This window comes from Oceanicola granulosus HTCC2516 (assembly GCF_000153305.1).
GTDB classification, from domain to species: domain Bacteria; phylum Pseudomonadota; class Alphaproteobacteria; order Rhodobacterales; family Rhodobacteraceae; genus Oceanicola; species Oceanicola granulosus.
The window spans coordinates 828,994-842,571 of record NZ_CH724107.1; the positions used below are offsets into that span (position 1 = coordinate 828,994).

The 13,578-nt window shown below is 73.5% G+C and carries 13 protein-coding genes; 4 read left to right on the forward strand and 9 right to left on the reverse strand.

All coding sequences use genetic code 11. From position 1 onward, the window contains the following. Positions 1-38: 38 nt before the first annotated feature. Positions 39-890, reverse strand: a complete 852-nt coding sequence (locus tag OG2516_RS19440) for a LysR family transcriptional regulator (protein WP_007254313.1) — start codon at positions 888-890, stop codon at positions 39-41. A 95-nt stretch (positions 891-985) separates the two neighbouring features. On the opposite strand from OG2516_RS19440, the gene OG2516_RS03885 reads away from it, so the two are divergent. The 3 genes from OG2516_RS03885 to OG2516_RS03895 all read left to right on the forward strand — a co-directional run bounded on the left by OG2516_RS03885 (position 986) and on the right by OG2516_RS03895 (position 5,291). After that, positions 986-1,453 (forward strand): c-type cytochrome, encoded by a 468-nt coding sequence (locus OG2516_RS03885; protein WP_007254314.1) that lies wholly within the window; start codon positions 986-988, stop codon positions 1,451-1,453. Positions 1,454-1,457: 4 nt separating this feature from the next. Beyond that, on the forward strand, positions 1,458-2,348 hold the full coding sequence (locus OG2516_RS03890) for a c-type cytochrome (protein ID WP_007254315.1): 891 nt from the start codon (positions 1,458-1,460) through the stop codon (positions 2,346-2,348). A gap of 75 nt (positions 2,349-2,423) precedes the next feature. Beyond that, positions 2,424-5,291: a hybrid sensor histidine kinase/response regulator gene (locus OG2516_RS03895; protein ID WP_007254316.1), complete on the forward strand. Its 2,868-nt coding sequence runs from the start codon at positions 2,424-2,426 to the stop codon at positions 5,289-5,291. Positions 5,292-5,294: 3 nt separating this feature from the next. On the opposite strand, the gene olsA is transcribed toward OG2516_RS03895, so the two are convergent. From olsA to OG2516_RS03910, 3 genes are all read right to left on the reverse strand, one after another. Next, entirely contained in the window at positions 5,295-6,128 is an 834-nt protein-coding gene (gene olsA, locus OG2516_RS03900) for a lyso-ornithine lipid O-acyltransferase (RefSeq protein ID WP_007254317.1), read from the reverse strand. Next, positions 6,125-6,892 carry an L-ornithine N(alpha)-acyltransferase gene (olsB, locus tag OG2516_RS03905; protein WP_040615451.1) on the reverse strand — a complete coding sequence of 256 codons (768 nt, stop codon included), beginning with the start codon at positions 6,890-6,892 and terminating at the stop codon, positions 6,125-6,127. Before olsB ends, olsA begins: the two co-directional genes overlap by 4 nt. Positions 6,893-7,063: 171 nt before the next feature. Next, on the reverse strand, positions 7,064-7,249 hold the full coding sequence (locus OG2516_RS03910; RefSeq protein ID WP_007254319.1) for a DUF3553 domain-containing protein: 186 nt from the start codon (positions 7,247-7,249) through the stop codon (positions 7,064-7,066). A 24-nt stretch (positions 7,250-7,273) separates the two neighbouring features. Here OG2516_RS03910 and OG2516_RS03915 point away from each other — a divergent pair, with 24 nt between their 5' ends. Further along, positions 7,274-7,870, forward strand: a complete 597-nt coding sequence (locus tag OG2516_RS03915) for a histidine phosphotransferase family protein (RefSeq protein WP_007254320.1) — start codon at positions 7,274-7,276, stop codon at positions 7,868-7,870. On the opposite strand, the gene OG2516_RS03920 is transcribed toward OG2516_RS03915, so the two are convergent. From OG2516_RS03920 to OG2516_RS03940, 5 genes are all read right to left on the reverse strand, one after another. Next, positions 7,860-9,125: a glutamate-5-semialdehyde dehydrogenase gene (locus tag OG2516_RS03920; RefSeq protein ID WP_007254321.1), complete on the reverse strand. Its 1,266-nt coding sequence runs from the start codon at positions 9,123-9,125 to the stop codon at positions 7,860-7,862. The two genes, OG2516_RS03915 and OG2516_RS03920, sit on opposite strands and share 11 nt — an antisense overlap. Before the next feature lie 43 nt (positions 9,126-9,168). Then, positions 9,169-10,002 (reverse strand): aminoglycoside phosphotransferase family protein, encoded by an 834-nt coding sequence (locus OG2516_RS18870; RefSeq protein WP_007254322.1) that lies wholly within the window; start codon positions 10,000-10,002, stop codon positions 9,169-9,171. Then, positions 9,999-11,105: a glutamate 5-kinase gene (gene proB / locus OG2516_RS03930; protein ID WP_007254323.1), complete on the reverse strand. Its 1,107-nt coding sequence runs from the start codon at positions 11,103-11,105 to the stop codon at positions 9,999-10,001. The genes OG2516_RS18870 and proB overlap by 4 nt, the downstream gene beginning before the upstream one ends. Continuing rightward, positions 11,093-12,190: a GTPase ObgE gene (gene obgE / locus OG2516_RS03935; protein WP_007254324.1), complete on the reverse strand. Its 1,098-nt coding sequence runs from the start codon at positions 12,188-12,190 to the stop codon at positions 11,093-11,095. Before obgE ends, proB begins: the two co-directional genes overlap by 13 nt. A gap of 132 nt (positions 12,191-12,322) precedes the next feature. Then, positions 12,323-13,570 carry a cytochrome P450 gene (locus OG2516_RS03940; protein ID WP_083788432.1) on the reverse strand — a complete coding sequence of 416 codons (1,248 nt, stop codon included), beginning with the start codon at positions 13,568-13,570 and terminating at the stop codon, positions 12,323-12,325. Positions 13,571-13,578 lie beyond the last annotated feature (8 nt).

Genomic DNA, 13,578 nt, shown 5'->3' on the forward strand with positions numbered 1-13,578 from the left:
CCCCCTCCGCCACCTGCGCGCCACCCCGAACGCCCGGCCTACGCTCCGTCCCGCAGGATCCCCGCCGCGTCGCGCAGGGCGTCGGCGAGGCGGTCGCGGGCGGTGCGGATGCGGGCGGCGTCGCCGAGGTCGGGATGGGTCGCGACCCAGAGCGGCACGGCGAAGGCGTCGCCGCCGGTGCCGACGCGCACGAGGCGCGGGTCGGGCGCGCCGAGGCAGCAGGGCAGCAGCGTCCTGCCGAGCCCCAGCGCCGCCAGTTCGCGCAGCGCCAGGAAGCTGTCGGCGCCGCCGCGCAGGTCGCTCTCGGCGCCGTTGTCGGCGAGCCAGGCGGCGGCGCGCGACCGGGCCAGCGCCCCCTGCGCGCCGAGCCAGCCCTCGACCTCCGGCCCGGCGGCGTAGAGCGCGAAGCCGAGCGCGCCCGCCTCCACTCCCGCGAGCTCCGCCGGCAGCCGCTCGGCGGGGCGCACGGCGATGTCGGCATGGAGCCGGCCGAGGTCGAGATGGCGGTTCGACGAGCGCAGCTCCACCGGCACCCCCGCGGCGGCGAGCGCGGCGCAGATCGGCGGCAGCACCGCGACGCACAGGCTGTCGGTCGAGGTGATCCGCACCGGCTGGCCGGGGCCGCTGACGCCGTTGGCCAGCCGCTCCACCCCCTCGACCGCCGCCGCCACGCCGCGGGCGGCCTCGATCAGACCGAACCGCTCGGGCGGCAGCCGGTAGCCGTGGGGCGTGCGCTCGAACACCGCCTGGCCGACGCGGCGCTCGAAGGCGGCGATGCGGCGCAGCACGGTGGCGTGGTTGACGGCGAGCTCGCGCGCGGCGGCGGCCACCGAGCCGGTCTCGGCCACCGCGAGCACGAAGCGCAGGTCGTCCCAGCTGTGCCTCTGCAACTTTGCCGGTCCCCTTGCAGAAATTCGGACTGTATCGGCCGTAGCATGACGTTACGCTAAGGTCATCAGCCCCCGCGATTTCCGAGGAGACGACCATGCCCGCAAGCTTCCGCACCCTCACCGCCGCGAGCCTCTGCGCCGCGCTGTCCGCCGGCGCCGCGCTCGCGCAGGACGCCGAGGCCGCGATCAAGGCGCGCCAGTCGCACATGACGCTCTACGCCCACAATCTCGGCATCATCGGCGCGATGGCGCAGGGCAACATGGCGTACGACGCCGAGATGGCCGCGCAGGCCGCGAGCGACCTCAACGCCCTCGCCGTCCTCTCCCAGCAGGCCTACTGGCCCGAGGGCAGCAGCAACGCCGACGGCGTCGAAACCAAGGCGCTGCCCGCGATCTGGGAGGACATGGACGACTTCCACTCGAAGATGGACGCGCTCCACGAGGCGACCATGGCGATGGAGGGCGCCGCGGGCGAGAGCCTCGAGGCGCTGCAGGGCCAGATGCAGGCGCTCGGCGGGGCCTGCGGCGGCTGCCACCGGGAGTACCGGCAGCGGGACGACTGAGCCCGTGCGCCTGCTCGGCGGCCTCGTGGCCCTCGCGCTCGTCGCGGGGGCGGCCGGCTGGTGGTTCACCGCGCCGCCGCCGGTGCCGGCGTCCTACGCCGCGCTGACGGGCAACCCCGAGGCCGGGCGGCTCGCCTTCGCCGCCGCCGGCTGCGCCTCGTGCCACACCGACCCCGAGGCCGAGCCCTCCGACAGCCCCGTCCTGTCGGGCGGTCAGCGCTTCGCGTCCGACTTCGGCACCTTCATCGCGCCCAACATCTCGCCCTCGCCCGAGGGCGTCGGCGCGTGGAGCGACGCCGAGCTGATCCACGCCGTCCGCGCCGGCGTCTCGCCGAGCGGCGCGCACCTCTACCCGGCCTTCCCCTACGCCGCCTACAACAAGGCCCTGCCGCAGGACGTGGCCGACCTCGTCGCCTACCTGCGCACCCTGCCCCCCTCCGAGGTCGAGAGCCTGCCCCACGAGGTCGGCTTCCCCTTCAACCTCCGCCGCGGGCTGGGCCTGTGGAAGGCGCTGTTCCTGTCCGACGATTACGTGCTCGCCGAGGCCGAGCTCGACAGCCCCGTCGATCGCGGCCGCTACCTCGTCGAGGCGCTCGGCCATTGCGGCGAGTGCCATACGCCGCGCAACCCGCTCGGCGCGCTTGACACCTCGCGCTGGCTCGGCGGCGCTCCGCACCCCTCGGGCGAGGGCACGATCCCCAACATCACGCCGGCCGGGCTGTCGTGGTCCGAAGCGGAGATCGCCGAGTACCTCAAGAGCGGCTTCACCCCCGACTTCGACACCGCCGGCGGCGAGATGGCCGAGGTGGTCGCAACCATCTCGCAGCTCTCCGACGACGATCGCCTCGCCATCGCGGCCTACCTCAAGGCGGTGCCGGAGGTGGCCCCGGACTGACAGCGGCGGGGCGGCGGCGAGATTCGCATGGGGTGAATATTGCCGTTCGCACCAGATCTGCTACTTCCGCACCACATGGCCTTCGATTTCGAGAAAATGTTCCAGGCGGCACCGTCGCCCTACGTCCTGCTCGACCGCGACCTCCGCATGGTCTGGGCGAACGAGGAATATCTCCGCGTCACCGGGCGCACCCGGGAGTCGGTGATCGGACGGATCATGACGGAGGAGTTTCCCTCCGATCCCGCGAGCACCAGCGGCCAGATGCTGCGCAACAGCTTCCGCCGCGTGTTCGAGACCGGTGCCCCCGACCACCTGCCGCTGATCCCCTACCCGATCGAGAACGCCGACGGCACGATGGAGGAGCGGGTCTGGAGCGCGACGCACACGCCCGTCGCCGGCGCGGACGGCTCGACCGAGTACGTGCTGCAGAACACCTTCGACGTCACCGACCTCTACCGCAATACCAGCCTCGACGAGACCGGCAGCCGCCGGCCCGACGAGGCCGAGATCGCGCGGCGCGCCGAGATCATCTCGCTGCGCAACCTCGAGCTCGACAGCGCCGTCGAGTTCCTCAGCTCCGTGTTCGACCAGGCGCCGTCCTTCATGGCGATCACCGTCGGCCCCACCCATGTCTTCCGCATCACCAACGCGGCCTACATGCGCATCGTCGGCGAGCGCCAGATGATCGGCAAGACGGTGCTGGAGGCGCTGCCCGAGGTCGTGGACCAGGGCTACCTGGAGCTGCTCGACGAGGTCTACCGAAGCGGCGCGCCCTACTCCGTCAACGGCGCGCCGGTGCAGGTGATGCACGACGGCAAGCTCGAGGATTACGTCGTCGACTTCGTCTACCAGCCGATCCTCGACGACGAGGGCAACACGACGGGCATCTTCATCCAGGGCAACGACGTCACCGCCCAGAGCAAGGCGGAGCGCCAGCTGCGCGAGGCCGAGCAGCGTTTCCGCACCATGGCCCAGACGATGCCCGCCCACGTCTGGACCGCCACCCCCGACGGCCATCTCGACTGGCTCAGCGAGCGCATCTATGCGGAGACCGGCTACGAGGAGGGGGCGCTCTTCGGCGAGGACTGGCTGAAGGTCGTCCACCCCGACGACCGCCCCGAGGTGCTGGAGGTCTGGAGCAAGGCGCTCACGACGGGACAGCGCTACGAGACCGAGTTCCGCATCCGGCGCGCCGACGGCGAGTACATCTGGCACCTGGTGCGCGCCACGCCGATCACCGACGACGACGGCCGCATCCTGCGCTGGGTCGGCACCAACGTCGACATCGACGAGCAGAAGACCGTCACCGCCGCCCTGGCCGATCTCAACGCCACCCTCGAGGAGCGCGTCGAGCGGCGCAACCGCGAGCTCGGACACATGCACGAGCGGCTGCGCCACAGCCAGAAGCTCGAGGCGATCGGCACCCTCTCGGGCGGGATCGCGCACGACTTCAACAACCTGCTCCAGGCGATCTCCGGCAGCCTGACGCTGGCGCAGCGCGAACTCGGCGAGGGCTCGCCCGCCGCCGCCCGCCTGGGCACGGCGATGCGCGCCGTCGAGCGCGGGGCGAACCTGTCGTCGCAACTTCTGGCCTTCAGCCGCCAGCAGCCGCTGCAGCCCCGCCCGTTCGATCTGAGCCAGCTCCTGGCCGACATGAACGACCTGCTGCTCTCCGCGCTCGGCGAGGGCATCGACGTGGCCGTCGAGGCGGCCGACCGGCTCTGGCCCGTCTTCGCCGACCCCGCCAACATGGAGAACGCCATCCTCAACCTCGCGCTCAACGCGCGCGACGCGATGGAGGGGCGCGGGCAGCTCAGGATCAGTCTGGTCAACCGGACCTTCGGCGTGCGCGACCTGTCGGGCGACACCGAGATGGAGCCCGGGGACTACGTCGAGCTGACCGTCACCGACGAGGGCGTCGGCATGTCGCAGGACGCGGTCGAGAAGGCGTTCGAGCCGTTCTACACCACCAAGCCCGTCGGCAAGGGCACCGGCCTCGGCCTGCCCACCGTCTACGGATACGCGCGCCAGTCGGGCGGGCGGATCACGCTCGACAGCCGCCCCGGCGAGGGCACCTCGGTGACGCTCGCCCTGCCCCGCGCGCACGAGCCGCCGGTGTCGCTGCCGCACAAGCGCGGCCACGCCATCGCCGGCGGCGGCGAGACGATCCTGCTCGTCGAGGACGACCCGGAGGTGCGCGGTGCGACGGCGGCGCTGCTCCAGGATCTCGGCTATTCCACCCTCACCGCGGCCAACCCCGACGAGGCGCTCGTCTCCTTCGGCGAGGGTGCGCGGTTCGACATGCTGCTGACCGACGTGGTGATGCCCGGCGAGGTGACGAGCCGCGAGATGGTCGAGCGGATCCAGGGCGAGCGGCCCGACCTGCCGGTGCTGTTCATCTCCGGCTTCTCGCGCCGCGAGATCGTCCATGACGGGCGCGTCGACAAGGGCGTGCAGTTCCTCTCCAAGCCGTTCACGCAGGAGACCCTCGCGCGGAAGGTGCGCGAGGTGCTCGACAGCGCGCCGCGCCCCGACGCGCCAGGGCCCGAGACGGCTGCCGAGGCGCCCGCGCCGCTCGCTCCGCGCGGGCCGCCGCGCGTGCTGCTGGTCGAGGACGACGCGCTGATCCGCATGGACCTGGCGATGATGCTGGAGGAGATGGGCATCGAGGTTGCCGAGGCCGCCTCCGTCGCCGAAGCGCTGGCGCAGCTCGAGACGGGCGGGTTCGACCTGATGCTGACCGACATCGGCCTGCCCGACGGCAACGGCGAAGAGCTCGCGCGCGAGGCCCGGGAGCGCCACCCCGAGCTGCGGCTGATCTTCGCCACCGGCCGCTCGCAGCTGGCGCAGGAACTGCCGGGCAGCCTGCTGCTGCCCAAGCCCTTCAGCCACCACGCCGTCGCCGAGGCGATCGAGACCGCCACCGGCTACGTCGCCGCCTGAGCCTCACGCCTCGGGGATGTGCCCCGCCAGCCCGCCGCGCACCGCCGCCTCGCAGGCGCGCGCCAGCGCCTTGCGGTCGGGGAAGTCGGCGACCTTGAGCGGCGGGTGGTAGATCACCTTGACCGACCCCTGCGGGTGCGCCGTCAGCGTCGCCAGCAGGTGCGGCCCGAACGGCATCTCGCCCCACCAGCCATAGAGCCGCGGATCGGCGCCCGGCGGGGCGCTGTAGCGCAGGCTGACGGGCTGGACCCACATCCGCGCGCGCAGCGCCTCGTCGAAGAACGCGCCGAACAGCGTCGGCTTGAACGGCAGCAGCCGCCGCCCGTCGGTCGAGGTGCCCTCCGGGAAGAACAGCAGCCGGTGCCCCGTCGCCAGCCGCTCGCGGAAGATCTGCACCTGGCGCGGCGCCTCGCGCCGGTCGCGGGCGATGAAGACGGTGCCGTTGGCGCGCGCGAGCCAGCCGATGCCGGGCCAGCCCGCGATCTCCGACTTCGACACGAAGTACACCCGGTCGCCGGCGTTGAGCACGAAGATGTCGAGCCACGACGAGTGGTTGGCGACCACCGCCCCCGCCCCGCGCATCGGCCGCCCCTCGGTGGCGTAGCCGATCCCGAGCAGCGCGATGGCGGCGCGGCAGAAGAGCTGGGTGATCGTCGGCGTGATCGGGCGGCGCAGCTCGAACAGCGGCCGCTCCACCAGCCGCACGAGCAGCAGCGCGGAGAACATCACCGCCAGCAGCGGCAGGATCAGCGCCGCCCGCAGCACCGCCAGCACCACGCCGATGGCGCTGACGCGGCGCTCGGGGGGCGGCTCGTCGGAGTGCCACGCCACGCTCACCGCGCCGCCCCGCGCGTGTAGATCCGGCTCTGGCGCGCGTTGAGCCGGGCGGTGTCCATCACCAGGCAGACATCGGTGGTGTTGAAGTCGCGGTCGATCCACGCCCCCTCGCCCACCGTGCCGCCGAGCCGCAGGTAGGCCTTGATGAGCGCCGGGATCGCCAGCAGCGCCTGCTGCCGGTCGAGCGCGTCCTCGGGGATGCGGTCCATCGCCACCGCGCCGGGCGGGCGGGCGGCGACGCGCTGGCCGGGCGGCGCGAGGTGGCGGTGGTGGAGCAGCGACAGCGGCGCGGCGAGCGCGTCGAGATCGGTGCCGTGGAACGAGGCGACGCCGAACAGCACCTCCGCCCCGGTCTGCGCGACGTGCTCGGCGAGCCCGTTCCACAGGTGGTACATCGCCGCGCCGCCCCGGTAGTCGCGGTGCAGGCAAGACCGGCCCAGCTCGAGCAGCCGCCGCCCGCTCGCCCGCAGCGGGGCGAGATCGAACTCGGCCTCGCTGTAGAAGCCCCCCGCCTGCGCCGCCCCGGCCTCGTCGAGCAGCCGGTACACCCCGGCGACCCGCCCGCCCGCGGCGGCGTCGACCACGAGCAGGTGCGCGGCGTGGGCGTCGAAGCGGTCGCGCTCGAGCCGCGCCGCGTGGTCGACCATCGGCCCGTCGCCGCCGAGCTCCTCGACGAACACCTCGTAGCGCAGGCGCTGCGCGGCGGCGACGTCCTCGCCGCCACGCGCGAGGCGCAGACGGAAGTCGGGTTCGGGCGCGGTCATCTGGCGGGGGCTGGTCCGGTGGTCGGGCATGGCGGCTTGGCTGGAGAGAGGCAGGGGCGCTCGGGCGAGGCGTGCGGCCCTTCTAGGGTTGGCGCCGCACGAGGGCAACCGGCGCGGCCCCGGACAGGCGTCCGGCCGCGCGGCTGGACTTTTGCCACCTTAGGTTGTATGTCAGGTCGAGGCGTCGACGAGCTCGAGCGTCACCCGCGACCCGTCGACGACGACCTTGCCGGCGTCGGGAAACATCACGGTGATGCGCTCGCCGATGTTGGACTGCACCTGCCCGACGCCCCAGTCGGGCCGCGCCGGGTGCCGCACGAGCATGCCGGGCTGGAGGATCGCGTTGATACCGCTCATGATTTCGCTCCGGATCGGGACAGGATGAAGATGGACAGCCACGGCGTCAGCGACCTCGTCGCCTCGCGCATCTGCCACGACGTGATCAGCCCGCTCGGCGCCATCGGCAACGGGCTCGAGCTGCTGACGCTGGCGAACCCCGACCTGCCCGAGGCCGAGCTCGCGCTGATCGGCGAGAGCGTCGCGGCGGCGCAGGCGCGGCTGCAATTCTTCCGCTTCGCCTTCGGCAGCGCCGCCGACACGCCCGTCGCCGGCCGCGAGGTGGTGCGGGTGCTCGACGCGATGGCCGCCAGCGGCTTCGCGCGGTGCCGCTGGGAGGTCGCCGAGGACCCGCCCCGCGGGCTGGTGCGCTGCGCGTTCCTGGCGCTGCTCTGCGTCGAGACGGCGCTCGGGCGCGGCGCGGCGCTGCGGGTGTCGGTGCGCGACGGCCGCTGGAGCGTCGTCGGCGAAGGCCCGGTGCGCCACCGCGACCCGGAGGTCTGGGCGGCGCTCGCCGGTGGAGACCCCGGCGCGCTCACCGCGGCGCAGGTGCAGTTCATGCTCCTGCCCCCGGCGCTCGCGGCGCTCGGGCGGCGGGCCGAGGTCACGGAGTCGGGCGGCGCGCCGGCGATCAGCTTCTGACCGCCCCGTCGCCGCTGACGAGGTACTTGAAGCTCGTCAGCTGCTCCGCCCCCACCGGCCCGCGCGCGTGCATCTTGCCCGTCGCGATGCCGATCTCCGCCCCCATCCCGAACTCGCCGCCGTCGGCGAACTGGGTCGAGGCGTTGTGCATCAGGATCGCGCTGTCGAGCCGCTGGAAGAAGCGGTCGGCGGTGGGCTGGTCGCGGGTGACGATGGCGTCGGTGTGCTGGCTGCCGTGGCGGCGGATGTGCGCCATCGCCTCGTCGACCCCGTCGACCAGCTTCACCGCGATGATCCTGTCGAGGAACTCCCGGCCCCAATCCTCGTCCGTCGCCCGCACCGTGCCCGGCACCTTCGCCAGCTCGTCGCCGGCGCGCACCTCGACGCCCTTCTCGAGCAGCGCCTCGATCAGCCGCGGCCCGTGCTCGGTGTAGTACCTCCAGTCGATCAGCAGGCACTCGGCGGCGCCGCAGATGCCGGTGCGCCGGGTCTTGGCGTTGACCACGATCCGCTCGGCCATCTCCGGATCGGCCCACCTGTCGACATAGACGTGGCAGATGCCCTCGAGATGCGCGAAGACCGGCACCCGCGCCTCGCGCTGCACCAGCCCCACGAGCCCCTTGCCGCCGCGCGGCACGATGACGTCGATGTTGGCGCTGTCCCTGAGCATCAGGCTCACCGCCTCGCGCGCGCGCGTCGGCACGAGCTGGATCGCCGTCTCCGGCAGCCCCGCCTCGCGCAGCCCCTGCACGAGGCAGGCGTGGATCGCGCCGGAGGAATGGAAGCTCTCCGACCCGCCCCGCAGGATCACCGCGTTGCCCGACTTCAGGCACAGCGCCCCGGCGTCGGCGGTGACGTTGGGCCGGCTCTCGTAAATCACGCCGACGACGCCCAGCGGCGTGCGCACCCGGCGGATGTTGAGCCCGCTCGGCCGGTCCCACTCGGTGATGACCTCGCCCACCGGATCCGTCTGCTCGGCCACCGCGCGCAGCCCGTCGACGATGGCGCGGACGCGGCCCTGGTCGAGCATCAGCCGGTCCATCATCGCCGGGCTCAGGCCCTTCTCCTCGCCAAAGGCCAAGTCCTCGCGATTTGCCTCGAGGATCTCCTCGCGCCGGGCCCAGACCGCCTCGGCCGCCCCGATCAGCGCGGCATACTTGCGCTCCGCCTCGGTCCAGGCAAGCGTGCCGGCGGCGGCGCGGGCGTTCTCGCCGATGCGGGCCATGACGGCGCCGACGTCTTCGATGTCCTTCATGGGGGCGCGTCCTCTGCAATGGTCGCGGCCTCTTTACGCCCATTCACGACGTCAGGGAACCTCCCGCTTGCCGCACCGCCGCGTGACACGCCAGCAGCCGAAGCAGCATCGCCTCCGCCACGTCCCATGCCTCCCCGTCCGCCGCGCTCCAGACCCCCGCCAGCGCACAATGCGCCGCCGCCCAGCCCGTCACGCGCGCCAGCGGCCAGCCGCACCCCGCCGCCAGCGCCTCCGCCAGCGCCGCCGGATCGCGCTCCAAGGCGACCGTACCCGGATTGAGGAACAGGTTCGCCGCCTCGTAGGCCGGATCGCCGAGCACCCCCTTCGGATCGATCGCCACCCACGCCGGCGCGTCGTCCGCGAGCATCACGTTGTCGTGGTGCAGATCGCCGTGGAGCGGCACCTCGCGCTCCGTCGTCGCCAGCAGCTCGCGCGCCAGCGCCGCCGCCGTGCCCCGCGGGCCTTCTCGGCAGGCGAGCAGCGGCGCCATCCGGCGCGCCAGCGGCGCGAGCACCGGCACCGGCGCGGCGCGCGGCGCCTGCAGCCGGCGGATCAGCCCGACCAGCCCGGCGACGCTGTCGCCGTCTCCCGCCGCCCGCACCCGCGCGCCGAGCGTCCCGCCGTCGCACCAGTCGAGCAGCATCGCGTCGTCCGCCGCCGCCCGCAGCCCGACCGCACCCGCACCGTCCCACCACCTCAGCAGAGCCGCCCCGACGATCTCCTCCGCCCCCGCCGCCGTCAGCAGCTTGAGCGCGACCGCCTCGCCATCCTGCGTGCCGCGGTAGACCCAGCTCCGCGGCGTCTGCGCCACCGGCACCAGCGCCTCCAGCCGCCAGAGCGCGGCGAGCTCCGCGAGGCGCGCCGCCGGGGCGCTCACGCCACCATGTCGTCGCGGTGGATCAGCACCGAGCGGCCCTTGTAGCCGAGCACCGCCTCGATCTCCGACGACCGCCGCCCCCGCAGCGCCCGCGTCTCGGCGGCGGTGTAGCGCGTCAGCCCGCAGGCCAGCCGCGCCCCGTCCGGGCCGAGCACCAGCACCGGGTCGCCCCGGTCGAACGTGCCCGTCGCCCCGGTGACGCCGGCGGGCAGCAGGCTCTTGCCCTGCGCCAGGGCCGCCGCCGCGCCGGCATCGACGCTGACCTCGCCCTTCGGCTTCATCGCCGCGATCCAGCGCTTGCGCGCGGCCTGCGGGGTCGTCTGCGCGGTGAACCACGTCGCCGCCGCGCCCGCCTCCAGCGCCGCCAGCGGGTGCAGCGGCGAGCCGAGCGTGATCGCCATGGCGCAGCCCGCCTCGGTGGCGAGGCGCGCGGCCATCAGCTTGGTCTTCATCCCGCCCTTCGACAGGCCCGAGCCGGCATCGCCCGCCTGCGCCTCGATCTCGGGGGTGATCCGCTCGATCACGTCGTAGCGGCGCGCGGCCGGGTCCTGGGCGGGATTGGCGCTGTAGAAGCCGTCCACGTCCGACAGCAGCACCAGCCGGTCGGCGCCCACGGTGACGGCGATCTGCGCCGCGAGCCGGTCGTTGTCGCCGTAGCGGATCTCGTCGGTGGCGACGGTGTCGTTCTCGTTGACGATCGGCGTCACCCCGAGCCCGAGCAGCGTCTCCAGCGTGGCGCGCGAGTTGAGGTAGCGGCGGCGGTCGGCGCTGTCCTCGAGCGTCACCAGCACCTGCGCGGTGACGATGCCGTGCGGCGCGAGCGCCTCCTCGTAGGCCCGCGCCAGCCGGATCTGGCCGACCGCGGCGGCGGCCTGGCTTTGCTCGAGCGGCAGGTCGGCGGCGCCGAGGCCGAGCACCCCGCGCCCGAGCGCGATGGAGCCCGACGAGACCAGCACCACGTCGCGCCCGGCCCGGCGCAGCCGCGCGACATCCTCGGCGAGCGAGACCAGCCAGTCGCCCCGCAGCGCGCCGCTCTCGCTGTCCACCAGCAGCGCCGAGCCGATCTTGACGACGACGCGGCGCGCGTCGCTCAGGGTTGCCACTTCGGCGCCTCCTGCCCCCCGTCCGCCGCGTCCGTCCCGGCCTCCTCCGCCGCCTCGGCGGCCTCGGCCTCGGCGTCGGCGATGCGGAAGCGCAGGCGGTTGTCGTCGATCTCCGCGCGCAGCGCCCGCAGCACCTCCGTCACGCCCTCGCCCGAGACGCCCGACATCGCCAGCACCTCGCCCGCGCCGGCCTCCTTCAGCTCGTCGAGCAGGAACGCCCGCTCCTCCTCGTCGAGCGTGTCGATCTTGTTGAGCACCGTCAGCCGCGGCTTGTCGGCGAGGCCCTCGCCGTAGGCCTCGATCTCCTCGACGATGGTGCGCCAGTCGCCGCCCGGATCGCCCGAGGTGCCGTCGACGAGGTGCAGCAGCACCGCCGAACGCTCCACGTGGCCGAGGAACACGTCGCCCAGCCCCTTGCCCTCGCTCGCCCCCGCGATCAGGCCCGGGATGTCGGCGACGACGAATTCCACCCCGTCGACGCCGACGACGCCGAGATTGGGCACCAGCGTGGTGAACGGATAGTCGGCGACCTTGGGCCGCGCGTTCGAGGTCGCGGCGAGGAAGGTCGACTTGCCCGCGTTCGGCAGCCCGAGCAGGCCCACGTCGGCGATCAGCTTCAGCCGCAGCCACAGGGTCCGCTCGACGCCGGGCTGGCCGGCATTGGCGCGGCGCGGCGCCTGGTTGGTGGCCGACTTGAAGTGCAGGTTGCCCCAGCCGCCGTTGCCGCCCTTCGCCAGCAGGACCCGCTGGCCCACCTCGGTGAGGTCGGCGATCAGCGTCTCCTCGTCCTCGTCGAGGATCTCGGTCCCCACCGGCACGCGCAGCACGATGTCGTCGCCGTCCTTGCCGGTCATCCCCCGGCCCATGCCCGCCTGGCCGTTGCGCGCGAAGAAGTGCTGCTGGTAGCGAAAGTCGATGAGCGTGTTCAGCCCCTCGACCGCCTCCGCCCAGACGTCGCCGCCGGTGCCGCCGTCGCCGCCGTTGGGGCCGCCGTACTCGACGAACTTCTCGCGCCGGAACGACACGCAGCCGTTCCCCCCCGAGCCGGAGCGGATGTGGACCCTTGCGAGATCGAGAAACTTCATGGCACCGCCCGTGTAATCAGGCGCGTTCCCTACGCCATACCGGCTCCGCGCTCAAGAGCGCCGCCCCGCCCGTCTCTGTTCTGGAAGTATCCCGGGGGGTGCGGGGGGCTGGCCCCCCGCCGGCCCGCGCGCCTAGCCGTCCGGCCGGACCATCAGCCGGGCGAAGCCGCGGTGCCCGGCCCGGCCCAGGTAGTCCCGCCCCCGGGGCGGCGGCACCCGGAGGCCGGGGAAGCGGGCGTGGAGGCGCAGCAGGGCCTGCTGCACCTCGACCCGGGCCAGCTGCATCCCGAGGCAGAAGTGGTTGCCCGCGGAGAAGGACAGGTGCGGGTTGGGGAAGCGGTCGAGCCGCAGCTCGTGCGGCGCGTCGAACACGGCCGGGTCGTGGTTGGCCGCGACGGGAAGCGCCATGACCATCTCCCCGCGGGCGAGCGCAACCCCGGCGACCTGCGTATCCTCGGCCACGAAACGCGGCTTGGTGCCCGCGACGGCCGAGACATGGCGGCAGAGCTCCTCCACCGCCCGCTCGATGCGGGCCTCGGGGTCGGCCAGCAGCCACTGCGTCTGCCCGGGGTTGTCCGCCAGCGCCGTCACGCTGCCGGAGATCAGGTTGGTGGTGGTCTCCATCCCCGCGAACAGCAGCAGGAACACCATCGCCACGAGTTCGTCCTCCGAGAGCTGGTCTCCCGCCTCCTCGACGGCGATCAGTTCGGAGATCAGGCCCGGCCGCTCCGTGCGCCGGACCTCGGCGACGATGGCGCGGAAGTCGCGCACGAAGCTGCCGATGCCGGCGACGGCGCGCATCATGCCCAACCGGCTCGTCGACGCCGTGAGCCGCCCCGCCCGCGCCATGAAGCGGTCGCGCGCCGCGTCCGGGACGCCCAGCATGTCGGCGATCACCTCGCTCGGCAGGCGCCGGGCGTAGGCCTCCACCAGATCGACCTCGCCCCGGACCGGCATCGCGTCGAGGAGCCGCTCGGCACGCGCCCCGATGTCGTCCGCCATCCCCTTCACGCCCTGCCGGGCGAAGGCCTTGTCCACCAGCCTGCGCAGGCGGCGGTGCTCCGGATCGTCGCGGGCGAGCATGTTGCTGGCCATCAGGCGCACGTTCCTCGGCATCCACCAGGAGAACCCGGCCGCGCCGCCGCGCCCGGTGGCGTTCCGCCGCTCCAGCACGAACCGCGCCTGGCCCTTCATCACCTCCTGCGTGGCGGCGTAGGTCGTGGTGACCCGGAACCGGCCGATCATCGGCATGCGGGTCTGCACCAGCGGCCCGGCGGCGCGCATCTCCGCCAGCCGCGCCGCGGTGTCGCCCTGCAGGCCGAGGTCGCTCAGCCGGAAGACCGGCCCCGTGTCACGCCGCCGCCTCGCAGTGCCGATCATGACATTCA

Bases quoted from the DNA above. Each gene is read 5' to 3' on its own strand.
- OG2516_RS03885 (WP_007254314.1), top strand. From the start codon at position 986: ATGCCCGCAAGCTTCCGCACCCTCACCGCCGCGAGCCTCTGCGCCGCG.
- OG2516_RS03895 (WP_007254316.1), top strand. From the start codon at position 2,424: ATGGCCTTCGATTTCGAGAAAATGTTCCAGGCGGCACCGTCGCCCTAC.
- olsB (WP_040615451.1), bottom strand. From the start codon at position 6,892: ATGACCGCGCCCGAACCCGACTTCCGTCTGCGCCTCGCGCGTGGCGGC.
- OG2516_RS03910 (WP_007254319.1), bottom strand. From the start codon at position 7,249: ATGAGCGGTATCAACGCGATCCTCCAGCCCGGCATGCTCGTGCGGCAC.
- OG2516_RS03915 (WP_007254320.1), top strand. From the start codon at position 7,274: ATGAAGATGGACAGCCACGGCGTCAGCGACCTCGTCGCCTCGCGCATC.
- OG2516_RS03920 (WP_007254321.1), bottom strand. From the start codon at position 9,125: ATGAAGGACATCGAAGACGTCGGCGCCGTCATGGCCCGCATCGGCGAG.
- obgE (WP_007254324.1), bottom strand. From the start codon at position 12,190: ATGAAGTTTCTCGATCTCGCAAGGGTCCACATCCGCTCCGGCTCGGGG.
- OG2516_RS03940 (WP_083788432.1), bottom strand. From the start codon at position 13,570: ATGATCGGCACTGCGAGGCGGCGGCGTGACACGGGGCCGGTCTTCCGG.